Source organism: Pseudomonas sp. LB-090624 (genome assembly GCF_003205205.1).
In the GTDB taxonomy this organism is placed as follows: domain Bacteria; phylum Pseudomonadota; class Gammaproteobacteria; order Pseudomonadales; family Pseudomonadaceae; genus Aquipseudomonas.
Genome location: NZ_QJRL01000022.1, coordinates 66,019 through 92,517, shown reverse-complemented (window position 1 = coordinate 92,517; position 26,499 = coordinate 66,019). Strand labels below are relative to the sequence as shown.

Here is a 26,499-nt window from a genome sequence, read left to right as displayed (position 1 = left end):
CCACAGGATTGGTGTTCAGACGCGAACTTGTGGGAGCGGGCTTGCCCCGCGAAGGGGCCCGAATGGTTTCTATAGTGCCCGAGGATTACGCCGCTGTCAGGCCACTGGTCCACGCGGGTAGCGCTTCAGCCGCTCGGCCAGCTCGCGGCCAGGGATCGGCCGGTCGAACAGGTACCCTTGGCCCACATCACAGCGATGCCGACGCAGGAACGCCAGCTGCGCCGGCGTCTCGATACCCTCGGCGACCACCTTCAGCTTCAGGTTGTGCGCCATGGCCACCACCGCCGAGGTGATTTCCATGTCGTCCTGGTTATCGGGGATCTCGTTGATGAAGCTACGGTCGATCTTGAGGATGTCGATCGGAAACTTCTTCAGGTAGCTCAGCGACGAATAACCGGTGCCGAAGTCGTCCATGGCCAGGGTCAGCCCCAGGGCCTTGAGCTCGTCCAGCTGGCGGTGGGTATCTTCGCTGGCTTCCAGCAGCAGGCCTTCGGTCAGCTCAAGCTCCAGCAGGTGCGGGGGCAGGGCTTCTTCCTTGAGGATGCTGCTGATCGACGCCACCAGGTCGGGGTCGGAAAACTGTTTTGGCGACAGGTTGATGGCTACGTGCAGGTTGCCCATGCCAGCCTCGCGCAGTTGCTGGCTCATGCGGCACGACTGGCGCACCACCCATTTGCCGATGGGGATGATCAGGCCTGTTTCCTCGGCCACGCTGATGAACTGGTCCGGGCGGATCATGCCCCGCTCGGGGTGGTTCCAGCGCAGTAGCGCCTCCAGGCCCAGCAGGCGGCCGCTACGCAGGCACAACTTGGGCTGGTAGAACACCTCCAGCTCGTTCTGCGTCAACGCGCGGCGCAGATTGTTCTCGACGAACAGTTTATAGCTGGCTTCGGCATTGAGTACTTCGGTGAATACTTGCACCTGATGCTTACCGTTGGCCTTGGCCTTGTGCAACGCCAGGCCGGCGTTTTTCATCAGGCTGGCCGGGTCGGTGCCGTGCAGCGGCGCACAGGCCAGGCCTACCGACGCGGTGACGTTGATCAGCTGGTTGTCGACGAACATCGGTTTGTCGAGGGTGCTCAGCAATTGCATGGCAACGCCATGGCCATCTTCCAGGCTGGTGTCGTCGAGCAGTACGGCGAACTCGTTACTGGCAAACCGGGCCAGGATGCCGCCGGCATGCAGGCTGTTGCGCAGGCGCCGGGCCAGGCTGACCAGCAGCTTGTCGCCAGTCTGGTGGCCAAGGCTGTCGTTGATTCGCTTGAAGTTGTCGATGTCCACCAGCAGCAGGCACATCGAGCTCTCACCGTCGCGGGCGAAACGTTCGTCGAGGCTGCGGATGAACGCCGGGCGGTTACCCAGGTTGGTCAGGTTGTCGGTGTAGGCCAGCCGCTCGATGCGCTGCTGCGCCAACTTGGTCTGGGTGACATCTTCGTAGATGCCGATGTAGTGGGTCAGCTCACGGTTGTCACCGTAGACCTTGGAAATCGACAACTGACCCCAGTACGGCTCGAGGTTTTTGCGCCGGCTCTTGAATTCGCCCTGCCAGCTATTGCCCATGGCCAGGCTCGACGGCGAGTCGAACAGCAGCTCGCTGAGGTTTTCCAGCGCCGGGAGCTCGGCCAGGAGACGGCCATGTACTTCCTCTGCGCTGTACTGAGTGATAGCGGTGAAGCTAGGGTTGACGTATTCCACCCGGCCATCGCGGTTGACCAGCAGGAACGCGCTGGCACTTTGCTCGACCGCCCGCTGGAACAGGTGCAGGGCGCTGGCTGCTGCACGCCGGTTATGGTTGGTAATGACCTGGGCGAACTGGTCGGCCAGTTCGCCGGCAAAGGCGATTTCGTCCGACTGCCAGGCCCGCGGCTGGCCAGTCTGCTCCAGGCACAGCACCCCGACCACCTGGCCATCGACGCGGATACTGGCGTCGAGCATGGCCTTGTTTTCTGGGCGCAGGCTTTGCGCCAGGGCACGGGTGCGCGGGTCGTGGCCGGCGTTGTGGGCATCGATGGCGCGGCTGGTGTGCAGTGCGTCGAGGTAGTCGGGGAAGCCGCTTGCATCGATAGCTTCGGGCTGGCGATGCTCCTGTGCATCGCGGTACCAGGCGATGATCGGCTCCAGGCGCTGGTCTTCCAGGTGCCAGATGCTGGCACTGTCGACCTTGTAGATTTCGCAGGCGCTCTGGGTGATCAGCTGCGCGGCTTCCAGCAACGAGTTGCCGGCACTATAGCGCTGGCGGGCCAGGCGCAATATCAGGTCCTGCTGGCCGCGTACCCGCTCCAGGTGTTCCAGCTGTTCCTGCTGTGCGCGCTGGTTCAGTTGCAGGGCCAGTTGCAGCCGATTGTTGCGTGATTCCAAGTCACTTGCGCCCGGTTCGCCGGCATCTTCCTGCTGGTCGTCGAGCACGCTCAAGTAGCCGCGCAACAGCTGGCGGTTGTGCTGCTTGTAAGGTTCACCGGCTTCCAGCAGGCGCAGCGAGGTGCTGGGGGTGTGCAGGGTGTAGCGTATGCGGTAGTAACCGCGCTGGGCCAGTTGCAGCTGGATCTCGTCGTGCAGGCGGTAGCGTGCCTCGGGTTCCATCAGGCTGGCGTAGGGTGCGTCGACCAGGGCGCACAGCTCACCAGCGTGCAGGCCGAACTGGCGTTCGCAGGCCGGGTCCAGGTACAGCATGCCCCAGGTGGCTTCGTTGAGCCTTTCGAAACGCAGCATGCCGAGCCGCGAGGGCACGGGTAACTGCGTGACGACCTCGGCCGCCACACGGCTGGCGGCATCGGGTTGGCTTTTCATCGAAGGCTCGCTTGAAGAGGGAACGCTGAGTAGGACCGCAGCGGGTCTGGCAAGGTTGCATCATGTACCGAGGGCTGGCAAGCGGCCATGTGCGATGCTGTGGACAGGTTATCGGCTCGTGGGGCTGAAATCTTAGATCGCCATCAGATTTTTGGCGTCTGAGAGACCGAGCGCCGCCCGCGCGGCGCATCGCGAGCTGCGCTCGCTCGTTTGTTTCGGGCCAATTATGCCTGTGGGATTTGCGCGCGAACGCCTTGGCGCATGGCGCGATATCGCGTCGTACAAACAAGGCGGTCGCGCGCGTCTGCCACAGGGATACTGGCCCGAAACAAATGTAGGAGCGAGCGCAGCTCGCGATGCGCCGCGCGGGCGGCGCTCGATCTCCCAGGCGCCGAATATTTTCGCCGGACAAAAAAAAGCCCCGCCAATCGACGGGGTTGAGGTACGAGCGTGGCAGCTCGAAAAGGGTACTGCCCCTCGCAAGGAGGGGCAGTGTGCTGGCTTACAGCAGCATGGTGCGGATGTCGCCCAGCACGTCGCCCAGGCGCTTGGTGAAGCGCGCGGCGGCAGCGCCGTTGATCACACGGTGATCGTAGGACAGCGACAGCGGCAGCATCAGCTTAGGCTGGAAGGCCTTGCCATCCCAGACAGGCTGCATGGTCGCCTTGGAGACGCCCAGGATAGCCACTTCCGGCGCGTTGACGATCGGCGTGAAGCCGGTGCCGCCAATGTGGCCGAGGCTGGAGATGGTGAAGCAGGCACCTTGCATGTCGTCTGCCGACAGCTTTTTGGTACGCGCCTTCTCGGCCAGTGCAGCGGCTTCGGCAGCCAGTTGCAGCAGGCTCTTCTGGTCGACGTTCTTGATCACAGGGACCAGCAGGCCGTCCGGGGTGTCCACGGCAAAGCCGATGTGCACGTACTTCTTGCGGATCACAGCCTTGCCGCTTGGCGCCAGTGAGCTGTTGAAGTCCGGCAGTTCCTTGAGCAGGAAGGCGCAGGCCTTGAGCAGCAGAGGCAGCACGGTCAGCTTCACGCCAGCTTTCTCGGCCACGGCCTTCTGCGCAACGCGGAAGGCTTCCAGCTCGGTGATGTCGGCGGAGTCGAACTGAGTCACGTGCGGCACGTTGAGCCAGCTGCGGTGCAGGTTGGCAGCACCGACCTGCATCAGGCGGGTCAGGGCTACTTCTTCCACTTCACCGAACTTGCTGAAGTCCACGGCAGGGATCGGCGGGATGCCGGCGCCGCCGGTTGCGCCAGCGGCTGCCGGTGCTTCCTTGGCCTTCTGCATCATCGCCTTGACGTACACCTGCACGTCTTCTTTCAGGATGCGGCCGTGCGGACCGGTGGCGGCAACCGCGCCCAGGTCGACACCAAATTCACGGGCCAGCTGGCGAACCGCCGGGCCGGCGTGAACCTTGGCATTGCTGCCGGCAGCCGGTGCGGTAGCAACCGGTGCAGCGGCAGCGGCCGGGGCAGCAGCAGTAGCAGGTGCGGCAGCCGGAGCAGCCTCAGCCTTGGCCGGGGCAGCAGCAGCCGGAGCCGCTGCAGCAGCAGGCGCAGCGCCAGCAACCTTGAGCTTGAAGATCAGGTCACCAGTGCCGACTTCATCTTCCAGCTTGCACAGCACTTCTTCGACCACGCCGGCAGCCGGCGACGGGATTTCCATGGAGGCCTTGTCGGACTCCAGGGTAATCAGCGACTGGTCGGCTTCGACAGTGTCGCCGACCTTGACCAGCACTTCGATGATCTTGGCCTTGCCCGACGAGCCGATGTCCGGCACGTGGATGTCCTGCACGCTGGCAGCAGCCGGGGCGGCGGCCGGAGCAGCAGGAGCGGCTTCAGCGGCTGGCGCTGGAGCAGCAGCCGGAGCAGCGGCAGCGGCCGGAGCCTCAGGGGCCGCAGCAGCGGCGCCCTCGGCTTCCAGGACCAGCAGCTCGTCGCCTTCTTTCAGGCGGTCGCCCAGCTTGACCTTCAGTTCCTTGATGACGCCGGCCTTGGGTGCCGGAATTTCCATGGAGGCCTTGTCGGACTCCAGGGTCAGCAGGCTCTGGTCAGCCTCGATACGATCACCGACCTTGACGAACAGCTCGATGATTTCACCTTCACCGCTGCCGATGTCAGGTACGCGAATGAGTTCGCTCACTTAAAAATACTCCTCAGCAGTCCAGTGGGTTGCGCTTGTCCGGGTCGATACCGAACTTGACGATAGCGTCTGCAACAACCTTGGGTTCGATCTCGCCACGGTCAGCCAGGGCTTCCAGGGCAGCCAGCACCACGAAGTGGCGGTCGACTTCAAAGAAGTGACGCAGCTTCTTGCGGCTGTCGCTGCGACCGTAACCGTCGGTACCCAGGACCTTGAACTCTTTGCTCGGTACCCACTGGCGAATCTGCTCGGCGAACAGCTTCATGTAGTCGGTAGAGGCGATGACCGGACCTTTGCGACCGTTCAGGCACTGCTCGACGTAAGTCTGCTGTGGCTTCTGGCCAGGCTTCAGGCGGTTGGCGCGTTCCACGGCCAGGCCGTCGCGACGCAGTTCGTTGAAGCTGGTAACGCTCCACACGTCGGCACCGACGTTGAACTCTTCACGCAGGATTTTCGCCGCTTCGCGGACTTCGCGCAGGATGGTGCCGGAGCCCATCAGCTGTACGTGGTGCGCGGCTTCGCGGGTGTCTTCTTCCAGCAGGTACATGCCCTTGATGATGCCTTCCTCGACACCGGCCGGCATGGCTGGCTGCTGGTAGGATTCGTTCATCACGGTGATGTAGTAGAAGATGTCCTGTTGCTCTTCGGTCATCTTCTTCATGCCGTCCTGGATGATCACCGCCAGCTCGTAGCCGTAGGTTGGATCATAGGTGCGGCAGTTCGGGATGGTGCCCGCCATCATGTGGCTGTGACCGTCTTCGTGCTGCAGGCCTTCACCGTTGAGGGTGGTACGGCCGGCGGTACCGCCGATCAGGAAGCCACGGGTGCGGCTGTCGCCAGCGGCCCAGGCCAGGTCGCCAATACGCTGGAAACCGAACATCGAGTAGAAGATGTAGAACGGCAGCATCGGCTGGTTGTGGCAGCTGTACGAGGTACCGGCAGCGATGAACGACGACATGGCGCCGGCTTCGTTGATGCCTTCCTCGAGGATCTGGCCCTTCTTGTCTTCGCGGTAGAACATCACCTGGTCTTTATCGACTGGCTCGTAGAGCTGGCCGACCGACGAGTAGATGCCCAACTGACGGAACATGCCTTCCATACCGAAGGTACGGGCTTCGTCCGGGATGATCGGGACGATGCGCTGGCCGATGTCCTTGTCCTTGACCAGCTGCGCCAGGATACGCACGAAGGCCATGGTGGTGGAGATTTCGCGGTCGCCCGAGCCGTCCAGGATCGCCTTCAGCGTTTCCAGTGGCGGGGTCGGCACGCTGAAGCTCTTGGCGCGGCGCTGAGGCACGAAACCGCCCAGGGCAGCACGGCGCTCGGCCAGGTACTTGGCTTCGGCAGAACCTTCTTCCGGCTTGAAGAACGGCAGGTTCTCCAGGTCGGCATCCTTGACCGGGATGTCGAAGCGGTCACGGAAGTGACGCAGGCTGTCGACGTCGACCTTCTTGGTGTTGTGCGCGGTGTTCTTGGCTTCGCCGGCACCGGTACCGTAACCCTTGATGGTCTTGGCCAGGATGACGGTCGGCTGCTCTTTGTGGTTCACAGCCTGGTGGTAGGCCGCGTAGACCTTGTACGGGTCGTGGCCGCCACGGTTGAGCTTCCAGATCTCTTCGTCGGACAGGTCTTCGACCATGGCCTTGAGCTCTGGAGTATTGAAGAAGTTCTCACGAACGTACGCGCCGTCTTTGGCTTTGTAGTTCTGGTACTCGCCGTCGATGACTTCGTCCATGCGGCGCTGCAGGGCACCGTTGGTGTCCTTGGCCAGCAGTGGGTCCCAGAAACGGCCCCAGACAACCTTGTTGACGTTCCAGCCACCGCCACGGAACACGCCTTCGAGTTCCTGGATGATCTTGCCGTTGCCGCGAACCGGGCCGTCGAGGCGCTGCAGGTTGCAGTTGATGACGAAGATCAGGTTGTCCAGCTTCTCGCGGCCGGCCAGGGCGATTGCGCCCAGGGATTCCGGCTCGTCGCACTCGCCGTCGCCCATGAAGCACCAGACCTTCTGCTTGCCGGCCGGGATGAAGCCGCGCGCTTCCAGGTACTTCATGAAGCGGGCCTGGTAGATGGCCTGGATCGGGCCCAGACCCATCGAAACGGTCGGGAACTGCCAGAAGTCAGGCATCAGCCATGGGTGCGGGTACGAAGACAGGCCGTTGCCGTCCACTTCCTGACGGAAGTTGTTCATCTGGTCTTCGTTGATGCGGCCTTCCATGAAGGCACGGGCGTAGACGCCTGGCGAAGCGTGGCCCTGGAAGAAGATCAGGTCGCCGCCGTGTTCTTCGGTCGGGGCCTGGAAGAAGTAGTTGAAGCCGATGTCGTACAGGGTGGCGCTGGAGGCGAAGCTGGAGATGTGTCCGCCCAGGTCCGAGTCTTTCAGGTTGGTGCGCATGACCATGGCCAGGGCGTTCCAACGCACCATCGAGCGAATGCGGCGTTCCATGAACAGGTCGCCAGGCATGCGTGCTTCGTGGGTGACAGGGATGGTGTTGCGGTATGGCGTGGTGATCGCATACGGCAGCTGGGAGCCACTGCGGGTGGCCAGCTCGCCCATACGGGTCATCAGGTAATGAGCGCGGTCTTCGCCTTCTTTGTCGAGGACCGACTCCAGGGCATCCAGCCATTCCTGGGTTTCGATTGGATCGAGGTCTTGCATGGCTTGCTCCAGGGCGGAAAGGCAACCAGAATCGATTGCCTGAAGTTGCGACTGGCCTTATGGGCAGACGTCGTGAATTCTTGGATTACCGGGGTGTCTTCCGGCGCGTTGTAGTTTTACTACATTTGCTTTCGCATTTCATGCTTTTACACGACATGAGTAGTAGTAAAACTACATTTGTGCGACGTTTGGTCGCACCTTCGCTTGTGAGGAAAAACGTTCATGTTGGTTGGCATTGTGTCGCGAACAGGTGCTTCTTGATGTTTGTTGCCAATTTTTCGTTTTTTTCAGCTATTTCCAACTTTTGTACGACAGTCCAACCGTGGTCCGGCTTCCCCTTGGCCGCTTTTTCCCCTCTATTTCACGCCGATCAAGGATAGACCATGCGCCTACCTTTGCCCTCAGATCTGCCTGCCAGCTTGCAGCCGCTGGTCAGTCGCAACCGTCAGTTCATCAGCGATGCCGTGGCGGCCCACCCTGATCTCGACCTGAATGGTTGGAGCCCGGCCCATTGGCGACAGTTCGATCAGGTCGCCGCCGCCAGCGATTTCGTTCTGGGTGTGGCACAGCGCGACCCGGGCATGCTGTTTGCCCTGCTGGCCAGTGGCGAGCTGGAGCGGCGTTACGCCCCGGGTGAGCTGCGCGGGCAAATTGCCGAGGCTGCCCAGGCGGCGCAGAGCGAGGACGAACTGGCGCGCAACCTGCGACGCGCGCGTAACCGCCAGCAGGTGCGCATCATCTGGCGCGACATCACCCGCCAGGCCGAGCTGGGCGAAACCTGCCGCGATCTGTCGGACCTTGCCGATGCTGCCATCGACGAAGCCTACCAATGGCTGTACCCGCGCCATTGCCAGCAGTTCGGCACGCCCATCGGCAACCGCAGTGGCAAACCGCAGCACATGGTGGTGCTGGGCATGGGCAAGCTGGGGGCGGTTGAGCTCAACCTGTCCTCGGACATCGACCTGATCTTCGGCTTCCCCGAAGGCGGTGAAACCGAAGGTGTGAAGCGCTCGCTGGAAAACCAGGAGTTCTTCACCCGCCTGGGCCAGCGGCTGATCAAGGCACTGGACCCGGTGACTGTCGACGGCTTCGTCTTCCGTGTCGACATGCGCCTGCGCCCTTATGGCTCGGCCGGTGCGCTGGTGCTGAGCTTCAATGCCCTGGAGCAGTACTACCAGGACCAGGGTCGCGACTGGGAACGGTACGCCATGATCAAGGCGCGGGTGGTGGCTGGCGACCAGGCGGCCGGTGCGCAGTTGCAGGAGATGTTGCGGCCGTTCGTGTACCGGCGTTACCTGGACTTTTCCGCGATCGAAGCGCTGCGCACCATGAAGCAGCTGATCCAGCAGGAAGTGCGGCGCAAGGGCATGGCCGACAACATCAAGCTGGGTGCCGGTGGTATTCGTGAGGTCGAGTTCATCGCCCAGGCCTTCCAGCTGATCCACGGCGGGCGTGACCTCAGTCTGCAGCAGCGGCCGTTGCTCAAGGTGCTGGCCACCCTGGAAGGCCAAGGCTACCTGCCGCCAGCGGTGGTGGCCGAGTTGCGCGAAGGCTATGAGTTCCTGCGGTATACCGAGCACGCCATCCAGGCCATTGCCGACCGCCAGACGCAGATGCTGCCTGAGGGCGAGACCGACCAGGCGCGCGTGGCCTACATCCTTGGCTTTGCCGACTGGCAGAGCTTCCACGATCAATTGATGTACTGGCGTGGTCGGATCGACTGGCACTTCCGCCAGGTAATCGCCGACCCGGATGATGAAGACGGCGACAGCGAACTGGTGGTGGGCGGCGAATGGTCGCCGCTGTGGGAGCAGGCCCAGGACGAGGAGGCTGCCGGCCGCCAACTGCAGGAGGCCGGTTTCCAGGAGCCTGTCGAGGCGCTGCGGCGTCTGGCTGCGCTACGCTCCAGCCCGCAATTGCGCTCGATGCAGCGTATCGGGCGTGAGCGCCTGGACGCCTTTATCCCGCGCTTGCTGGCGCAGGCGGTGGAGCATGAAAACCCTGATCTGGTGCTTGAGCGAGTATTGCCGCTGGTCGAGGCAGTGGCGCGGCGCTCGGCCTATCTGGTACTGCTGACCGAAAACCCGGGAGCACTGCGTCGTCTGCTGACCCTGTGCGCCGCCAGCCCCTGGATTGCCGAGCAGATGGCCCGCTACCCGCTGCTGCTCGACGAACTGCTCAATGAAGGCCGCCTGTTCAGCCCGCCGCTGGCGCCAGAGCTGGCCAGCGAGCTGCGCGAACGGCTGACGCGCATTCCCGAGGACGACCTGGAGCAGCAGATGGAGGCGCTGCGCCACTTCAAGCTGGCTCACAGCCTGCGCGTGGCGGCCTCGGAAATCAGCGGCAACCTGCCATTGATGAAGGTGAGCGACTATCTGACCTGGTTGGCTGAAGCGATCCTCGACCAAGTGCTGGCGCTGGCCTGGCGCCAGACCGTGGCCCGCCACGGTCAGCCCAAGCGCAGCGACGGCAGCCTGTGCGACCCGGGTTTCATCATCATTGGCTACGGCAAGGTGGGTGGCCTGGAGCTGGGCCACGGCTCGGACCTGGACCTGGTGTTCATCCACGACGGCGATCCGCAGGCAGAAACCGACGGTTCAAAACCGATCGACAGCGCGCAATTCTTCACGCGCCTTGGCCAGCGAATCATCCACCTGCTGACCACTCAGACCAACTCGGGTCAGCTGTATGACGTGGACATGCGCCTGCGCCCGTCCGGCGCTTCGGGCTTGCTGGTCAGCTCGCTGGGCGCGTTCGAGCGCTACCAGCAGAACGAAGCCTGGACCTGGGAGCACCAGGCGCTGGTACGGGCACGGGTGCTGGTGGGTTGCAAGCAGGTCGGGGCAGCGTTCGAAGGCGTGCGTGCGAAGGTACTGGGCCAGGCCCGCGACCTGGAAAAACTGCGCAGCGAAGTGAGCGAAATGCGCGCCAAGATGCGCGATAACCTCGGCACCAAGGCCACTACGGCCGGTACTGCCGCCAATGCCTTTGAGGCCGGTGTGCCGTTCGATATCAAGCAGGATGCCGGCGGTATCGTCGATATCGAATTTATGGTGCAATACGCCGCTTTGGCCTGGTCCCATGACCACCCGGCCATACTGCGATGGACCGATAACATCCGCATTCTGGAAGAGCTGGAGCAGGCAGGTTTGATGCCGGCCAGTGACGCGGTGCTGTTGCGTGAAGTGTACAAGGCGTTCCGCTCGGCCTCCCACCGCCAGGCCCTGCAGAAGCAGGCCGGGGTGATCGATGCGGCACAGTTTGCCGATGAACGCCGTGAAGTGCGGCGGATCTGGGGTGAACTGGGGCTGACTTGAGATCGTTGCGGCCGCTGTGCGGCCCTTTCGCGACACAAGGCCGCTCCCACCATTGGCCGGCGTATGCAGTACCTTTTGGGGGAGCGGCCTTGTGTCGCGATGGGCTGCAAAGCGGCCCCAAAGGCTCATGCCTCACCACCGGTGTTACACTGTCGGCCACATAGCCTGAATATAAAGAGGGGAGGCCAGGCTGTACCGCAGTCTGTAGCCTCCCCGAGCGTTTCTGGACTAAGCATGAGAATACTGATCATTGGCCCCAGCTGGGTCGGCGACATGGTGATGGCGCAGACCCTGTTCCAGTGCCTGAAACAGCAGCACCCCGACTGCGTGATCGACGTGCTGGCCCCCGAGTGGAGCCGGCCGATCCTCGAACGCATGCCCGAAGTGCGCCAGGCCTTGAGCTTCCCGCTCGGCCACGGCGCGCTGGAACTGGCCACGCGGCGGCGCATCGGCAAGTCCCTGGCCGGCCAGTACGACCAGGCCATCCTGCTGCCCAATTCGTTGAAGTCGGCACTGGTTCCGTTCTTCGCCGGCATCCCCAAGCGCACCGGTTGGCGCGGGGAAATGCGCTTCGGCCTGCTCAATGACGTGCGCAAGCTGGACAAGGCCCGTTACCCGTTGATGATCGAGCGTTTCATGGCTTTGGCCTACGCGCCGGGCGCCGAGCTGCCGCAGCCGTATCCGCGTCCCAGCTTGCAGATCGAAGCACAAAGCCGCGAGGCCGCCCTGGCCAAGTTCGGCCTGGAGCTGGATCGCCCGGTGCTGGCGCTGTGCCCCGGTGCCGAGTTCGGCGAAGCCAAGCGCTGGCCCGCCGAACACTATGCCGCTGTGGCCGACGCGATGATCCGCCAAGGCTGGCAGGTATGGCTGTTCGGCTCGAAGAACGACCACCCGGTGGGTGAGCAGATCCGCGACCGGCTGATCCCGGGTTTCCGTGAAGAATCGTCCAACCTGGCCGGTGAAACCTCGCTGGCCGAGGCCATCGACCTGATGTCCTGCGCGCATGCCGTGGTGTCCAACGACTCCGGGCTGATGCACGTGGCGGCCGCGCTGAACCGCCCGTTGGTGGCGGTGTACGGCTCGACGTCGCCCGGCTTCACCCCGCCGCTGGCCGAGCAGGTGGAGGTGGTGCGCACCGGTATCGAGTGCAGCCCTTGCTTCGACCGCACCTGCCGCTTCGGCCACTACAACTGCCTGCGCCTGCTGGACCCGGGCAAGGTCATCGCCGCCCTGCACAGCCTGAGCGGGCCGGACCTTATCGACACCGTGGCCGAGGTCGACTAAGTGCGGGTTCTGATCATCAAGACTTCGTCGCTGGGGGATGTGATCCACACCCTGCCGGCACTGACCGATGCCGCACACGCCATCCCGGGCATTCGCTTCGATTGGGTTGTGGAAGAAGGCTTTGCCGAAATCCCCAGCTGGCACCCGGCGGTCGACCAGGTTATTCCGGTGGCCATTCGCCGCTGGCGCAAGAACCTTTGGCAAACCATCAAGAGTGGCGAGTGGAAGGCGTTCAAGCAGCGTGTGCGCGAGCGCAAGTACGACCTGGTGATCGACGCCCAGGGCCTGGTCAAGTCGGCTTGGCTGACCCGCTACGTCAAAGCTCCGGTAGCAGGCCTGGACCGCTATTCCGCCCGTGAAGGCTGGGCCAGCCGCTTCTACGACCGGCGCCTGTCGGTTGCCACCGGCCAGCATGCGGTCGAGCGCGTGCGCCAGCTGTTCGCCATGGCCCTGGCCTATGACCTGCCAGAAGGCATCGGCAATTACGGCCTCGACCTGGAACGCCTGCAACTGCCGCCGGCTGCGCCCTACGTGGTGTTCCTGCATGGCACCACGTGGGCGACCAAGCACTGGCCGGAAGCCTACTGGCGCGAACTGGTCGAGCGCATGGGCCGGCGCAAGCTGGAAGTGCGCCTGCCATGGGGCAACCCTGCCGAGAAGGCACGGGCCGAGCGCATTGCCCAGGGCTTGAACAACTGCCAGGTACTCCCCAAATTGAACCTTGCCGGCGTCGCGCGCGTACTGGCGGCGGCAAAGGCCTGCGTGGCGGTCGATACCGGCCTTGGCCACCTGGCCGCGGCACTCGATGTGCCGACCATTTCGCTGTTTGGCCCGACCAATCCCGGCCTGACTGGCGCCTACGGACGGACCCAGATTCACCAGGCCAGTGACTGGCCTTGCGCTCCCTGCCTGCAGAAGAAGTGCACCTACAAACCGAGCGCCGATGACCTGGCCCGGTTCGATCTGAAACGCGAGTGGCCGCTGTGCTTCACTCGCCTGAATCCCGAGCATGTGGCGAGCCGCTTGAGCGCGTTGCTGCTGGCTGAGGATGTCCGTTGATGCAACTGGCTTTCGTACTTTACAAATATTTCCCCTTCGGCGGGTTGCAGCGTGATTTCATGCGCATTGCCCTGGAATGCCAGAAGCGGGGCCACCAGATCCGTGTGTATACGCTGATCTGGGAGGGTGACATTCCGCCGGGCTTCGAAGTGCTGGTGGCGCCGGTGAAGGCGATCTTCAACCACCGCCGCAACGAGAAGCTCAGTGCCTGGATGGCCGCCGACCTGGCCAAGCGCCCGGTCGACCGCCTGATCGGCTTCAACAAGATGCCGGGGCTGGACGTGTACTACGCCGCCGACGGCTGCTTCGAGGACAAGGCACAGACCCTGCGTGGTGGCCTGTACCGCCGCTGGGGCCGCTACCGGCATTTTGCCGAATACGAGCGCGCGGTGTTCGCCAAGGACTCGCATACCGAAGTCCTGATGATTTCCGAAGTGCAGCAGCCGCTGTTCGTCAAGCACTACGGCACCCCGGCAGAGCGCTTCCACTTGCTGCCGCCGGGTATTTCCCAGGATCGCCGTGCACCGGCCAATGCTGCCGAAATCCGCGCCGAGTTCCGCAAGGAATTCAAGCTGGACGATGACGACCTGTTGCTGGTGCAGATTGGTTCGGGCTTCAAGACCAAGGGTGTGGACCGTAGCCTCAAGGCGCTGGCCGCGCTGCCGTCGACCCTGCGCAAGCGCACCCGGCTGATGGTGATCGGCCAGGACGACCCCAAGGTGTTCCAGTTGCAAAGCGCCACCCTGGGCCTGGGCGACCAGGTGCAGTTCCTCAAGGGCCGCAGTGATATTCCGCGCTTTCTGCTGGGCGCCGACCTGCTGATTCACCCGGCGTACAACGAGAACACCGGCACGGTGCTTCTGGAAGCGCTGGTGGCCGGCCTGCCGGTGCTGGTATCCAAGGTATGCGGCTACGCCCATTACATCGCCGAGGCCGACAGTGGCCTGGTGCTGGATGAACCGTTCGAGCAGGATCAGCTCAATGCCTACCTGCAGCGCATGCTTGAAGACCCGCAGGCCCGCGCCAGCTGGTCGCGCAACGGCCTGGCATTTGCCGAAACCGCCGATCTGTACAGCATGCCGCAGCATGCTGCCGATGTGATCCTGGGGCAGAAAACCGCATGAAGCTGATCCTGGCCGAACCCTTCAAACGCCTGTGGGCCGGGCGTGATGCCTTCGACGCCGTGGAGGAACTGCAAGGCGAGGTCTATCGCGAGCTGGAAGGGCGCCGCACGTTGCGTACCGAGGTGGCCGGCGAAGGCTTTTTCGTCAAGATCCACCGCGGCATCGGTTGGGGCGAGATCTTCAAGAACCTGTTCACTGCCAAGCTGCCAGTGCTGGGCGCCGGCCAGGAATGGCGGGCGATCCAGCGCTTGCATGAAGTGGGCGTGCCGACCATGACCGCGGTCGCCTACGGCGAGCGCGGCAGCAACCCGGCCGCGCAGCACTCGTTCATCATCACCGAAGAGCTGGCGCCGACCATCAGCCTGGAAGACTTCAGCATCGACTGGGTCAGGCAGCCGCCACAGCCACGCCTCAAGCGTGCGCTGATTGCCGAGGTGGCGAAGATGACCGGTGGCATGCACCGCGCCGGGGTCAACCACCGTGACTGCTACATCTGCCACTTCCTGCTGCACACTGACCGCCCGGTGACGGCGGATGACTTCAAGCTGTCGGTGATCGACCTGCACCGCGCGCAAACCCGGGCGACAATCAGCCGGCGCTGGCGCGACAAGGACCTGGCGGCGCTGTATTTCTCCGCACTGGACATCGGCCTGACGCAACGGGACAAGCTGCGCTTCCTGCGTGGTTACTTCCAGCGCCCGCTGCGGCAGGTCCTCAAGGACGAAGCTGCTCTGCTTGCCTGGCTGGAGCGCAAGGCGCAGAAACTCTACGATCGCAAGCAACGCTATGGGGACGCACTCTGATGGCGAGTTGGACACTGGCGCCGGGCTACGAACACCTGGCGGCGGACTTCGGCAGCCTCGATGCAGTGTTTGCCATCAAAGGCGAACGCCTGACCCGCGACCCGCTCAGCGAGGTAGTGCGCATCGAGCGTGACGGCGTCAACTACTACGTCAAACGGTATACCGGCGCCGGCAAGCACATGCGCCGCTACCTGGGTCGGCCGCGCATCAAGGCTGAATGGCAAAACCTCAAGCAGTTCGCCAAGTGGGGTATTCCCACGGCCGAAGTGGTGGCCTGGGGGCTGGAGCGCAAGGGCCTGGCCTTTGGTCGTGGGGCGATGATCACCCGCGAGTTGCCGAATACCGAAGACCTGTCGGCACTCGCCGAGCGCAACGATGCGCGCCTGGCCGACCGCGCCTGGGTCGACCACCTCAGCCGACAGCTGGCACGCCATACCCGGGTGATGCACGAGCACCGCTTCGCCCACAACGACCTCAAGTGGCGCAACCTGCTGGTCGATGACCAGGGCACGCTATTCTTCATCGACTGCCCCACCGGCGACTTCTGGCGCGGCTTCATGTGGCGGCACCGGATGATCAAGGACCTGGCATGCCTGGACAAAGTGGCCAAATACCACCTGTCGGCCACCCAGCGCCTGCGCTTCTACCTGCAATACCGTGGCCGTGACCGACTGAATGTGCGCGACAAGAAGCGCATTCGCCAGGTGCTGGGCTTTTTCGAGGGAAGGGAATGACCGATTACCTGGCCAGCGCGGACGTCGCGCTGCTCAAACGCCATGGCCTGGACGATTTCGAGGCGCTGTGGGCGCTGCAACTGGACGCCGTGGATGAACCCAACACCGGCCGTGGCGGCTGGAGCAGCGTGTTCCGCCTGGAACTCGAAGGCAAAGGTTATTACCTCAAGCGCCAGAGCGACTACCTGACCCGCACCCTGCACAGGCCCTTTGGCGAGCCGACCTTCGCCCGCGAATTCCGCAACATCAGCCGCTATCAGAAGCTGCACATTCCGGCCCTGCAAGCGGTGTTCTACGGTGAGCGCAAACAGGCTGGCAAGCACCGGGCGATCCTGATGACGCGTGCCCTGGACGAATGGACCGATCTCGACGGCCTGCTGGCGCAATGGCCGCAACTGGGCAGTGCCGAGCGTACGGGCATCCTGCAGGCCTGCGGCCAGCTGGCGCGCACCCTGCACAGCGCCGGGCAGGTGCACGGCTGTTTCTACCCCAAGCACATTTTCCTGCGCCAACGCCGCGAAGGCTGGGACGCGCAATTGATCGACCTGGAAAAGACCCGGCCGCTGCTGTTCGGTATGCGTGACCGCCTCAAGGACCTGGAACCGCTGCTGCGCCGCGCCCAGGTATGGAGCGAGCAGGATGTGCGCACCTTGCTGGCCACCTACCTGGTACAACCGGCCGACAGCTCGTTGGTCGATACCTGGCTACAACGCCTGACGCAACGCCGTCGTGAAAAAGAGGCCCGTTGATGCGTTTGTCTGAACTGAAGGATGCCGGGCGCAGCCCGTCGCTACCCCTGAGTATCAACCTGGCCGATGCCGCCGGCAGTGCCGACCTGCAACTGCTGACCCTGCTACGCGTATTGCCGGGCCAGCGCTATGTGGGTGCTGGCGTATGGCGTGGTACCCCGGTGCTGGCCAAGCTGCTGGTTGGCGGGAATGCCGCCAGGCATTTCCAGCGTGAGTTGCAGGGTGTGAAGTTGCTCGCCGAACAGGGTCTGACCACGCCGAAATTGCTGGCCGACGGCCTCAAGGAAGGCGAGGGTGGCTGGCTGCTGTTCGAGTTCCTCGATGGCGCCGAAAGCCTGGCTGACGCCTGGGCGGCGGTAGAAGCCCTGCCGGTGCTGGCCGACGAGCAGCACCTGGTGCTGGGCGAAGCGCTGACCGCCGTCGCGCATATGCATGCCCAGGGCTTGTGGCAGGAAGACCTGCACCTGGATAACCTGCTGCGCCACGGCGGCAAGCTTTACCTGATCGACGGCGCTGGCATCAAGGCGGAAACGCCTGGCCAGCAGTTGTCGCGCCCACGGGTGCTGGAAAACCTCGGGGTCTTCTTCGCCCAACTGCCCAAACGGCTGGAGCCCTTCATCGAAGAGCTGCTGGTGCACTACCTGCTGGCCAACGCCGAGCATGCGTTACCCTTGGAGGCCCTGCAGAAACAGGTGGACAAGGTCCGTAACTGGCGCCAGAAGGATTACCTGGAAAAGGCTGGCCGCGAGTGCAGCCTGTTCAGCGTGCAGCGCACCCTCTCGGGCTTGCAGGCTATCCGCCGCAGTGAAGTCCAGGCCATGCAGCCAGTACTGGAGCAGGCCGATGCGCTGATCGACCAGGGCCATTTATACAAGACCGGTGGTGCTGCCAGCGTGGCGCGCATCGAGGTGAATGGTCGCCAGCTGGTGATCAAACGCTACAACATCAAGAACACCGCGCATTGGTTCAAGCGCTTCTGGCGCCCTAGCCGGGCATGGCATTCATGGATCGAAGGCCACCGCCTGGAGTTTCTCGACATCGCCACGCCACGCCCTCTCGCGGTGCTGGAACAGCGGGTGCTGGGCCTGCGTAGCCGTGCCTATCTGGTCACCGAGTATGTCGATGGCCCGGACCTGACGGCATGCTTCGCCCCCTACGTTGAAAGTGGCGATGCACCCGAGGAGCAGGTGGATGCCTTGGTCCATGTGATGCAGCAGCTGATTCGCGAGCGTATCAGCCACGGGGACTTCAAAGGCCATAATCTGTTCTGGCACAACGGCCAGTGGTCGCTGATCGACCTTGATGCCATGTGCCAGCACGCCACCCAGCTCAGCTTCGCCCCGGCCTATGCCCGTGACCGGGCACGGCTGCTGCGCAACTGGCCGAGTGGCAGTGCCTTGCATCAGCGACTGGACCGGCTTTTGCCAAAACTGGTCGAGTAAGGCAGCCGGTTCGGGCCTTCATTGCGCTGGCGGTGGTTGGTCTGGCAGTGTCAGCCAGTCACTGCTGCGCCCTGCCTGGCGAACGCGTATCAGCCACCGGCCGTTTTCGTGACGCAACACCGCCCATGGCACCACCCCGGCATTGCTGGGGCTAGCCATCTGCAAGTGGTAGTGATCCGGCAGCAGGTGGCGGCGTACCGGCAACTGCCCGTTCTCCAGCCCCAGGTACAACTGATCGTCAGCCTCGAAGAGCCCTTGTTCGATGTTCAGTGGCAGGCCGGCCACAGGCACTTGCAGGTAGCAGTCTTCCAGTAACTGCTTCAGGTCGGGCAGCCCGTCGTACCAGAGTACCGGTGAGTCGATGACCCACTGCCCGTCAGCCTTGCGCTTGAGCGGCTGCTGCAGGTAGGCGTCTGGCTGGCCAGGGTCGATGGCCCGCCAGCGGTAGCCATCGAAGCTGACCTGGTAATAGCGGTTGTCGTTGTCCTTGACGAAGTACAGCGATTGCCCGCCAAACGCCGAGCTTTGCTCGTATACACCTTCACCGTAGATACCGTCTATGCGATAGCGCAGGCTGCTGCTGCCCGGTTGTACCTGGAGGCGTGCGGGCAGCGGCAGTGGCGGTTGTTTGGGGATCCCGCGCAGGGATCGGCGTAGCACTCTGGAACCCAGAAAGCTGGTACCGGCATCGTTGAGGTGGCTAAGCGCCTGATAGGCATGCCGCATCACCCCTTCGACATCCTCTTGCTTGAAGGCCTCGGCGCCGTCCCAGATATCGATTGCCATGCGGCCGATCGACAGCACCAGCAGCGCACGGTTCGGCAGCAGCAGGCTGATGAAGTCCAGTAAGCGCCAGCTCAGCACCATGACCGATTCCACGTTCACTTCCCTGGTCGTCATGCTGTCGGCATCGGCCTGAGCGATCAGCGCCCGGGCTTCGGCCATGTAGTAGTCGAAGAAAAGGTCGTCCTTGATCTCGGGGGTCGTCAAATGCGTACTCATGCGCCCCTTGTCCAGCAGCCGCTGCACCGTGGGCGCAGGCAGCAATGGCAGGCGCTGTGCAACGTATGCTCGCAACGCGGGCTGTTGGCGCAATGTGCGAAGCAGTTCGCGGGTTGTTCGAAAACGGCGCCAGGCCCTGCGGTCCGGGGCATCCGGGGTGTACAGCACACATGCCGGAGACTTGTAGGTGATGCTGTTGAGCAGAAGCACGCCCTGCAGGGTATGGCCCATGATGTTCAGCTGCCGGACAGTGACCGGGTAGCCTGCTACCGGCGCACGCAAGGCATTGTGTGGTTGGTCCAACACTGCGCGCACCCAGTTGTAGCCGTGTTCGAAAGGGTCTTCGCCAAAGTGCCCTGCGTAGCGCGCCTTGACGGCTTCAGCGCGCATGCGTGCACGGTTGATCTTGCTGTGCGCAGTGAGGCGCCATTTGCCCGCTCTGGAACTGATCAGTTGGGTGTGCAGGTACTTTGCGTAAGTGTCACCCACGTTCAGTTCCCGGACCATGTGCTTGACATACTGCGGCGTAAGCCCCGCGGGCATGGCTGTGCCATGGGCATGGATCACCCGGGCAGTAAGCCAGTAGTCGGTATCGAACCACGGCAAGTTCTTGAGGGCGATCTCTTCGAGGGTATTGATTTCCTCGACCATTTCCACCATCTCGTCGCCCACGCGTCGCATGCCGGTGTAGGTGACATAGGATGAGATGGCGAAGGGATGCATGATGGCGCCAGTGCGGCGGGCACGCACGACCACGATCTTGATATCGCGTGGATCTGCGGCGTACCCCAGCTCATGGCTCAGGCGCTCGCGAAGGCGTGCGTTGGCCCAGCCCAGCAGGCTATTGCGTTGCTTGAAGTCGTTGAGGCTCAGCACTCCCGGGGCGGCAGCCTGCTCGGCGATTGCCACCAGCTCTTGCATCGCCTGCATCATATGGCTCAGGCCTTGCGCAGAGGTATTGCGCAGCCAGTTCGGCAGGTTCTTCTCAAGCAATCGGGAGTAACGTGTCTGCAGGATGGGTTTGGCGCCGACTTCGTGCCCTAGCGCCAGGGCTTTATGTATTCGGGTGTGCTGGTCGGGTGAGCCGTTGCTCCACAAGCCGGTGTCACTCAGGCGTTGGCGTTGGGCTTCTATCACACTGTCGATCTGGGCCTCCAGCAGGCTGTCGGCGTACCAGTCATAGCGCAGGCGCTGTGACCGGCGAGCGCGGTCCGCCTGCGGGTCAGTGTACAGATGAAGCAGCGGTTTGCTCTGGAGTGGGTCTTCCAGACGTTCGCAAAGCTCCTGGTGCAGTGCGTCAAGGGAGTCGAAGGCCTCGATGCCTTGTGACAGGCTGCACAGCAAGGCAGCGCCTGCGGCATCCTGAGGCGTGAGCATGTGGCCCTCGGCGGTGCCGGCAACGATGATCAGTGTGCCTGGCAGGTAGCTTCGCCAGTTGGGCCGTAGGCCTTCCAGCAGAACGCGGTAGACCTGTGGCCTTTTGGCCAGGGGCATATGCCTGCGCTGGGAGGGGAGTGGCTGTTGCAGGCAGGCCCATAGTTGATCGGCTGAGCGGTAGCCCAAGGTCTCGTCGCCCAGGCGCAATTCAACCTCGGCCAGCATCAGCGCCTTGCGCAGTGCCAGCAGTTTTTGTCGTGGGGTTGTGCCCTGCTCATCGGCCGTGGTCCAGAAGCTGGCCAGTTCGCCGTGCAGCCAGGTGCGTGTGTCGGGACTGATGGGGTGCTGAAGGTCAACAGTCGGAAGGCCGCCGAGCAGGTCGCTGATCTGTCGGTCGATCTGTTCCAGTTGTTCGAGGGGGCGCATGGGGCGGGTCCTTGGTTGAGGAAAACCCCATGCTTGGCAATACCTGCGGTTGCGTGGCGGTAGCGGGCTAGCGCCCCCGACGCCACAGCAGCCCGCGCAGGCTCAACAGGGCCGGCAGGCCCAGGCCGGCCCATGCCAGAACGTCCCAGCCACCGTCGCCGAGCAGTGCGGCGAACAGGCCCAGGAACCCAAGCATGGCAATCAACGCTGGCCAGGCAAAGAGGCGTGCAGTGGGTTGCGACCTGTGGCTCATGCGCGCGCCTCCCTGGGCTTGCGCTGCTTGCCCCACCACAGGTAGAGGCCGCTGCCGAGCACGATGATGGTCAGCACGTCCAGCAAAGCCCAGAGGATTTGCATTGGTCGCCCGCCGTAATCGCCGAAATGCAAAGGCTGCGACAGGCCCAAGGCATCCATGTACCAGGGACGGTCGCCTACGGCAGTCACAGCAAGGGTGCGAGCATCGATCAAGACCGGCGTGAACAGGTGCGAACTCAGGTGTGTGGCACCGTTCATGAATACCGCATAGTGGTGCTCGCTGGAGAAACGCGTGCCTGGAAAAGCGATGAAGTCCGGGCGCATGCCGGGGGCGGCCTGTTCGGCAATTTCCCACAGGCGAGTGGCTGGGGCGCGATCGACGAGCGGCGGGGCGTCGCGGTAGGGTGCAACCATCGCTGCCAGGCTGTCGTTGCGCCAGGCCGCGATGACCAGGTCGGACAGGGCGCTGATCACGCCCGTCACGCCCACGGTCAGCGCCCATGCCAGGGTCACTACGCCGAACAGGTTGTGCAGGTCGAGCCAGCGTAGGCGGCGGGATTTGTCGTGGCGTACCGTGGCGAACTGCAGGCGGCGCATGAACGGCGCGTAGAGCACGGTGCCGGAGACGATGGCGACGATGAACAGCACGCCCATGAAGGCCAGCAGCAGCTTGCCGGGCAGGCCGGCGAACATGTCCACGTGCAGGCGCAGCATGATCATCATGAAGCCGCCATTGGCAGCCGGCATGGCCACTGCTTCGCCAGTGCGGGCGTCGAGCATGAAAGTGTGCGACAGGTTGGGGTCGGTGCCAGCGCTAGCGGCGGTGATGGCCACCACGCCGTTGGGTTCGGCCTCCTCGTAGCCGAAATACTGCACCACCTCGCCGGGACGGTGTTGTTCGGCTTTCAGTACAAGCTGCTGCAGGTCGAGGTGCGGGGTGTCAGCTGGCATTTCACGCAGTTCGGGAGCGTCGCCGAGCAGGTGTTCGAGTTCGTGGTGGAAGATCAGCGGCAGCCCGGTGAGTGCCAGCAACAACAGGAACAGGGTACAGACCAGGCTGCTCCAGGTATGGATCACGGACCAGCGGCGGATGGTTAGGCTTTTCATCACGGTACCGATTGTTGTCTGTTGTCTGTTGGATCGTGGGGCCGCAAAGCGGCCCCCGCTCACTCAGAACTTGTAAGTGGCGCTGGCGACAACGCTGCGCTCATCGCCGTAGTAGCAGTAGTACGAGTCACAGGTAGAGAGGTAATCCTTGTTCAGCAGGTTGGTGGCATTGACCGCCACCGACGCGCCCTTCAGGCTGCTGTTCAGGCGACCCAGGTCGTAATGCACCGATGCATCGAACACGGTGTAGGCCTTGGCCTTGCCCAGGTAGGTGTTGCCCTGGTCACCGTAGGTGTTGCCGGTATAGCGCGCGCCCAGGCCGATGCCGAAGCCGTCGAGCACGCCGGAGTGCCAGGTGTAGTCACTCCATACCGAGGCTTGCTGGTTAGGCATCAATTGCAGGCGGTTACCTTTGTAGAGGCCGTCCTGCACTTCAGATTTGGCCAGGGTGTAAGCTGCAATCACTTTCAGGTTTTCGGTAACGTCGGAAACCGCTTCAAGCTCAAGGCCGTGGACTTTCACTTCGCCGGTCTGGCTAGTGACGGTTACGCCTCCCACGTTGTTGGTGACCGAGACGTTCTTCTGGGTCAGGTCATACACAGCGGCCGAAAGCAGGGTGTTGGAGCCCGGTGGCTGGTACTTGACGCCCAGCTCCCACTGCTGGCCTTCGGTCGGCTTGAACGATTCGGTCGCGGAAGCGCTGGCATTGCTGGCAGGTTGGAAGGACTCGGCATACGAAAGATAAGGCACGAAGCCCGAATCGAACACGTAGCTGATGGCCGCGTTGCCGCTGAATTTCTTGTCGCGCTGTGTATTGGTGGCATCGCCCTGGTTGAAGTACTTGGTACCGGTGTGCACCCAGTCCTCACGGCCGCCCAAGGTCAGCCGCCAGTTGCCAAGCGCCATCTGGTCCTGCACGTACAGGCCGGTCTGGCGGGATTTCTGGTTGTAGTCGTAGAACGCCGTGGAGCGGTCAGGGCGGGTGATCGGCACCCCGTACACCGGGTTGATCACGTTGCTGGCCGGCACGTTGAAGTCGAAGATCGACAGGTAGTTGGTGTTGATGCGCTGGTGATCCAGGCCAAGCAGCAGGGTGTGGGTAATGTCCCCGGTGGCGAAGTCGGCCTGGAAGTTATTGTCCACGGCGAACTGGCTGATGTCTTCGTCCGTGTTGGTCGATATGCGGCTGACTGTGCCATCGTCCTGTACTGGCGGCGAGCTGGCGTTGTAGCTGCCCGGGGTGATGGTCTGGAACGACAGGTCGGTCTTGGTGTAGCGCAGGTTCTGACGGAACTGCCACACGTCGTTGATGCGGTGTTCGAAGGCATAACCCAGTGCGTAGTAGGTGCGGTCGTAGAACTCGTAGTCCGGGTCCCCCAGGTTCTTGTGGTGGGAGATCTTGCCGAACGGCATGTCGATCTTGGTGCCCTGGATCGGGCGGAACTGGCTGGTGGCGCCGGTATCGTCGCGGGTGAACTGGGTCAGCAAGGTCAGCGTGGTGTCCTCGTCCATTTTCCAGGTCAGGCTTGGGGCAATGTTGTAGCGCTTGTCGTCGATATGGTCGATCTGCGTGCCGCCATCGCGGACTACACCACTGACGCCATACAGAAAGCGGCCTTCGTCGTCGATTTTGCCGGTGCTGGCGAAATTGATCTGGCGGTGGTTGTCGCTGCCGTACTGCAGCTCGATTTCGTGCTCGCTCTCTGCTTGTGGGCGGCGGCTGACCATGTCCAGCAGGCCACCGGGCGGGGTCTGGCCATACAGCGAGGATGCCGGGCCCCGCAGCAATGCAAGGCGGTCGAGGTTCCAGGTTTCGGCCTTCGGGTTGGCGTACACGCCGCGGGGCAGCGGCAGGCCATCGAGGAACTGGGTCGGTTCGAAGCCGCGCACGCGCATCCAGTCATAACGGGTGTCGCTGCCGAAACTGGCAGAGACGATGCCCGGCATGTAGCGCACGGCGTCGTCGAGGCTATGTACGCCACGGTCTTTCATCTGCTCGCGGGTGGCGACGGAGATTGACCGGGGGACTTCGACCAGCGCGGTGTCGGTCTTGGTGCCAGCAGCGGTGCGCTTGGCCAGGTAGCCTTCGACCGGCCCCCAGGCGCTTTCGCTCGCGCTGGTGGCATTCACCGTGGTTTCCGGCAAGGCCAGGCTGCCGTCCGGCACGGCCACCAGGCTGTAGCTGCCGACGCTGCTCTGCTGCAGTTGCAAGCCCGTGCCGAGCAAGGCTGCATGCAAGGCGCCGAGGCCGTCGTACTGGCCGCTTACAGGGGCCGAAATGCGGCCGTTGACCAGTGCGGGGTCGATGGCCAGGGCGATGCCGGCCTGGCTGGCGATCTGGTTGAGAGTACTGGCCAGCGGCGCGCTGGGCAGGTTGTAGGCGCGCGGAGCAGATTGCTCGGCGGCCGACAGGGCAGTGCTGGCCAGTGGGGCAGCCAGACCAATGGCCAGGGCCATCAGGCTAGGGCGCAGGATACGATCAACGGCACGGGACATGCGGCGGTTCCTCGACGGGTAAGTACTTGCTGCATCCTTGCCGAGCGAGAGTTGAAAAGTGACAGGGCGAATCTGAAAAAAAGTGAGAATTATTTGGAGTTGGGTTTTGTCGGTACCGGCCCTATAGCCGGTACGGGTTCACTTGGGAACGACGTTGATCCACCACTGGGTATGCCGCTCGATCTTCACCGGCAGTGCCGGTACCAGCGAGGCCAGCGCCAGGTCGGTGTCGGTCAGCGGGAAGCTGCCGGTCACGCGCAGGTCGGCTACCTTGGCGTCCACCCCAAGGTAGCCGCTGCGGTACTGGCCCAGCGCTGCCACCAGGTCGCCCAGGCGCACGTTGTCCACCATCAGCATGCCGCGGGTCCAGGCATCGGCACCGGCCGGCACCGCGCCTATCTGGCCAAGGCCGTTGGCGTTCATCAGCACCTGCTGGCCTTCGCTCAGCACTTGTTCGTCGCCGCTGTTGTGCGGCATGGCGGCAACCGAGGCTTGCAGCACTTCCAGCCGGGTGCCGTGCTCTTCCCGCCGTACCAGAAAGCGCGTACCCAGTGGGCGCAGACGGCCATCGTCAGTGCGCACCAGCAGCGGGCGTGGGTCAAGGTGGCCGGTTTCGACCGAGATTTCGCCCTGATGCAGCACGATGACCCGCTGCTTGCCTTGGTAGTCGATGTCCACGGCAGTGTGCGTGTTCAGGCTCAGCAGGGTGCCGTCTTCCAGGCGCAGGGTGCGCAGTTCACCGGTGGCGGTCCGCTGGTCGGCCAACCAGTAGGCAGGTGCCAGCGACGGTGCGCCCACCCAGGCCAGCAGCGAACCGAGCAGGAACATGCTGGCCAAGCCACCGCCCAACTTGCCGATACGTCGGCGCAGGCTTACACGCGATTGCAGCAGGGCCTGGCGAGCCGGCCCGGCCGCCGCGCCGACGCGCTGGTCCAAGGCGCCGAGCTGGCGCCAAGCGCGTGCGTGTTCCTCGCTGGCCGCATGCCAGCGCATGAATTCGTTGCGTTCATCAGGGGTGCCGCTGGCCTCGTCGAGGCTGAGTTTCCAGGCGATTGCGGCTTCCAGCACCCGTGACGAAACCGGTGCGTTGCTCACGTCGGCTCCCCATACAGGGCCACGTAGCACTGACGCATGCCTTGGGCGATGTACTGGCGCACCCGCGATACCGAAACGCCCAGGCGCTCGGCGATTTCGGCATGGCCCATGCCGTCCAGACGGTTGTGCAGGAATGCCGCGCGGGCCTTGCTGGACAGCTTGCCGAGCAGCCGATCGATGGCCTTGAGGTCTTCGAGGATCAGGTGCTGCACTTCTGGCGAAGGGTGTTCGGCTTCCGGGATCAATGCCAGTTCCGCCAAATAGGCCTGCTCCAGTGCGGCGCGGCGGAAATGGTCGAACATCAGTCCCTTGGCTACGGCGGCGAGAAACGCGCGGGGTTCGCGCGGCGTGTCCAGTTGCTCGCGGCCAAGCAGGCGCACGAAGGTGTCCTGGCTCAGGTCTTCGGCACGTTGGCGGCAGGCCATGCTGCGTTGCAGCCAGGCGAGTAGCCAGCCGCGGTGGTCGCGGTACAGCGCACCGACCAGATCGGCGTGTGGGCTCTGTGCTGAAGACAAGCAGCGTCCCCCCCCGGAACGTATGCATTAACTAACGATAATTATTCGCGATTGTTGCAGAGGGGAGGGGGTGGGTGCAATGGACGCTTATCGGATTGCCATCATGGGGTTTGGTTTGGAGTTAT

The 26,499-nt window shown here is 63.4% G+C and carries 17 protein-coding genes; 8 read left to right on the top strand and 9 right to left on the bottom strand.

Going from position 1 to position 26,499, the window contains the following annotated elements; translation table 11 throughout:
• Positions 1-96: 96 nt before the first annotated feature.
• The 3 genes from DMX11_RS18995 to aceE all read right to left on the bottom strand — a co-directional run bounded on the left by DMX11_RS18995 (position 97) and on the right by aceE (position 7,589).
• Complete coding sequence (locus tag DMX11_RS18995) at positions 97-2,787, bottom strand: bifunctional diguanylate cyclase/phosphodiesterase (RefSeq protein WP_110745911.1); 2,691 nt, start codon at positions 2,785-2,787, stop codon at positions 97-99.
• A 502-nt stretch (positions 2,788-3,289) separates the two neighbouring features.
• Positions 3,290-4,930, bottom strand: coding sequence for a dihydrolipoyllysine-residue acetyltransferase (aceF, locus tag DMX11_RS18985; RefSeq protein WP_110745910.1), 1,641 nt, complete (start codon positions 4,928-4,930; stop codon positions 3,290-3,292).
• Between the two features lie 13 nt (positions 4,931-4,943).
• Positions 4,944-7,589 carry a pyruvate dehydrogenase (acetyl-transferring), homodimeric type gene (gene aceE, locus DMX11_RS18980; protein WP_110745909.1) on the bottom strand — a complete coding sequence of 882 codons (2,646 nt, stop codon included), beginning with the start codon at positions 7,587-7,589 and terminating at the stop codon, positions 4,944-4,946.
• A gap of 383 nt (positions 7,590-7,972) precedes the next feature.
• On the opposite strand from aceE, the gene glnE reads away from it, so the two are divergent.
• The 8 genes from glnE to DMX11_RS18940 all read left to right on the top strand — a co-directional run bounded on the left by glnE (position 7,973) and on the right by DMX11_RS18940 (position 18,101).
• Complete coding sequence (gene glnE / locus DMX11_RS18975; RefSeq protein WP_110745908.1) at positions 7,973-10,906, top strand: bifunctional [glutamate--ammonia ligase]-adenylyl-L-tyrosine phosphorylase/[glutamate--ammonia-ligase] adenylyltransferase; 2,934 nt, start codon at positions 7,973-7,975, stop codon at positions 10,904-10,906.
• 234 nt (positions 10,907-11,140) lie between these two features.
• Positions 11,141-12,190: a lipopolysaccharide heptosyltransferase II gene (gene waaF / locus DMX11_RS18970; RefSeq protein ID WP_110745907.1), complete on the top strand. Its 1,050-nt coding sequence runs from the start codon at positions 11,141-11,143 to the stop codon at positions 12,188-12,190.
• Complete coding sequence (gene waaC, locus DMX11_RS18965) at positions 12,191-13,249, top strand: lipopolysaccharide heptosyltransferase I (RefSeq protein ID WP_110745906.1); 1,059 nt, start codon at positions 12,191-12,193, stop codon at positions 13,247-13,249.
• Entirely contained in the window at positions 13,249-14,373 is a 1,125-nt protein-coding gene (locus DMX11_RS18960; RefSeq protein ID WP_110745905.1) for a glycosyltransferase family 4 protein, read from the top strand. The genes waaC and DMX11_RS18960 overlap by 1 nt, the downstream gene beginning before the upstream one ends.
• A complete protein-coding gene (gene rfaP, locus DMX11_RS18955) occupies positions 14,370-15,176 on the top strand; it encodes a lipopolysaccharide core heptose(I) kinase RfaP (protein WP_110745904.1) in 807 nt (268 codons plus the stop codon). Before DMX11_RS18960 ends, rfaP begins: the two co-directional genes overlap by 4 nt.
• Entirely contained in the window at positions 15,176-15,910 is a 735-nt protein-coding gene (locus DMX11_RS18950) for a lipopolysaccharide kinase InaA family protein (protein WP_110745903.1), read from the top strand. Before rfaP ends, DMX11_RS18950 begins: the two co-directional genes overlap by 1 nt.
• A complete protein-coding gene (locus tag DMX11_RS18945; RefSeq protein WP_110745902.1) occupies positions 15,907-16,659 on the top strand; it encodes a lipopolysaccharide kinase InaA family protein in 753 nt (250 codons plus the stop codon). Before DMX11_RS18950 ends, DMX11_RS18945 begins: the two co-directional genes overlap by 4 nt.
• A complete protein-coding gene (locus DMX11_RS18940; protein ID WP_110745901.1) occupies positions 16,659-18,101 on the top strand; it encodes a lipopolysaccharide kinase InaA family protein in 1,443 nt (480 codons plus the stop codon). Before DMX11_RS18945 ends, DMX11_RS18940 begins: the two co-directional genes overlap by 1 nt.
• Before the next feature lie 18 nt (positions 18,102-18,119).
• On the opposite strand, the gene DMX11_RS18935 is transcribed toward DMX11_RS18940, so the two are convergent.
• The 6 genes from DMX11_RS18935 to DMX11_RS18910 all read right to left on the bottom strand — a co-directional run bounded on the left by DMX11_RS18935 (position 18,120) and on the right by DMX11_RS18910 (position 26,374).
• The gene (locus DMX11_RS18935) at positions 18,120-20,906 is read right to left on the bottom strand and encodes a dermonecrotic toxin domain-containing protein (protein ID WP_110745900.1); all 2,787 of its coding nucleotides are present in this window, start codon (positions 20,904-20,906) and stop codon (positions 18,120-18,122) included.
• Positions 20,907-20,973: 67 nt separating this feature from the next.
• The gene (locus DMX11_RS18930) at positions 20,974-21,159 is read right to left on the bottom strand and encodes a hypothetical protein (protein WP_110745899.1); all 186 of its coding nucleotides are present in this window, start codon (positions 21,157-21,159) and stop codon (positions 20,974-20,976) included.
• Entirely contained in the window at positions 21,156-22,268 is a 1,113-nt protein-coding gene (locus DMX11_RS18925) for a PepSY domain-containing protein (protein ID WP_110745898.1), read from the bottom strand. Before DMX11_RS18925 ends, DMX11_RS18930 begins: the two co-directional genes overlap by 4 nt.
• 63 nt (positions 22,269-22,331) lie before the next feature.
• Positions 22,332-24,764, bottom strand: a complete 2,433-nt coding sequence (locus tag DMX11_RS18920) for a TonB-dependent siderophore receptor (RefSeq protein ID WP_110745897.1) — start codon at positions 24,762-24,764, stop codon at positions 22,332-22,334.
• A 138-nt stretch (positions 24,765-24,902) separates the two neighbouring features.
• Complete coding sequence (locus DMX11_RS18915; RefSeq protein ID WP_110745896.1) at positions 24,903-25,859, bottom strand: FecR domain-containing protein; 957 nt, start codon at positions 25,857-25,859, stop codon at positions 24,903-24,905.
• Entirely contained in the window at positions 25,856-26,374 is a 519-nt protein-coding gene (locus DMX11_RS18910; protein WP_110745895.1) for an RNA polymerase sigma factor, read from the bottom strand. Before DMX11_RS18910 ends, DMX11_RS18915 begins: the two co-directional genes overlap by 4 nt.
• Between the last annotated feature and the right edge of the window lie 125 nt (positions 26,375-26,499).

What these genes read in the sequence shown, in the direction of transcription:
- DMX11_RS18960 (WP_110745905.1), top strand. Translation starts at nt 13,249, where the DNA reads ATGCAACTGGCTTTCGTACTTTACAAATATTTCCCCTTCGGCGGGTTG.
- rfaP (WP_110745904.1), top strand. Translation starts at nt 14,370, where the DNA reads ATGAAGCTGATCCTGGCCGAACCCTTCAAACGCCTGTGGGCCGGGCGT.
- DMX11_RS18995 (WP_110745911.1), bottom strand. Translation starts at nt 2,787, where the DNA reads ATGAAAAGCCAACCCGATGCCGCCAGCCGTGTGGCGGCCGAGGTCGTC.
- DMX11_RS18940 (WP_110745901.1), top strand. Translation starts at nt 16,659, where the DNA reads ATGCGTTTGTCTGAACTGAAGGATGCCGGGCGCAGCCCGTCGCTACCC.
- DMX11_RS18950 (WP_110745903.1), top strand. Translation starts at nt 15,176, where the DNA reads ATGGCGAGTTGGACACTGGCGCCGGGCTACGAACACCTGGCGGCGGAC.
- waaF (WP_110745907.1), top strand. Translation starts at nt 11,141, where the DNA reads ATGAGAATACTGATCATTGGCCCCAGCTGGGTCGGCGACATGGTGATG.
- DMX11_RS18935 (WP_110745900.1), bottom strand. Translation starts at nt 20,906, where the DNA reads ATGCGCCCCCTCGAACAACTGGAACAGATCGACCGACAGATCAGCGAC.
- DMX11_RS18925 (WP_110745898.1), bottom strand. Translation starts at nt 22,268, where the DNA reads ATGAAAAGCCTAACCATCCGCCGCTGGTCCGTGATCCATACCTGGAGC.
- aceE (WP_110745909.1), bottom strand. Translation starts at nt 7,589, where the DNA reads ATGCAAGACCTCGATCCAATCGAAACCCAGGAATGGCTGGATGCCCTG.
- DMX11_RS18945 (WP_110745902.1), top strand. Translation starts at nt 15,907, where the DNA reads ATGACCGATTACCTGGCCAGCGCGGACGTCGCGCTGCTCAAACGCCAT.
- glnE (WP_110745908.1), top strand. Translation starts at nt 7,973, where the DNA reads ATGCGCCTACCTTTGCCCTCAGATCTGCCTGCCAGCTTGCAGCCGCTG.
- DMX11_RS18930 (WP_110745899.1), bottom strand. Translation starts at nt 21,159, where the DNA reads ATGAGCCACAGGTCGCAACCCACTGCACGCCTCTTTGCCTGGCCAGCG.
- DMX11_RS18920 (WP_110745897.1), bottom strand. Translation starts at nt 24,764, where the DNA reads ATGTCCCGTGCCGTTGATCGTATCCTGCGCCCTAGCCTGATGGCCCTG.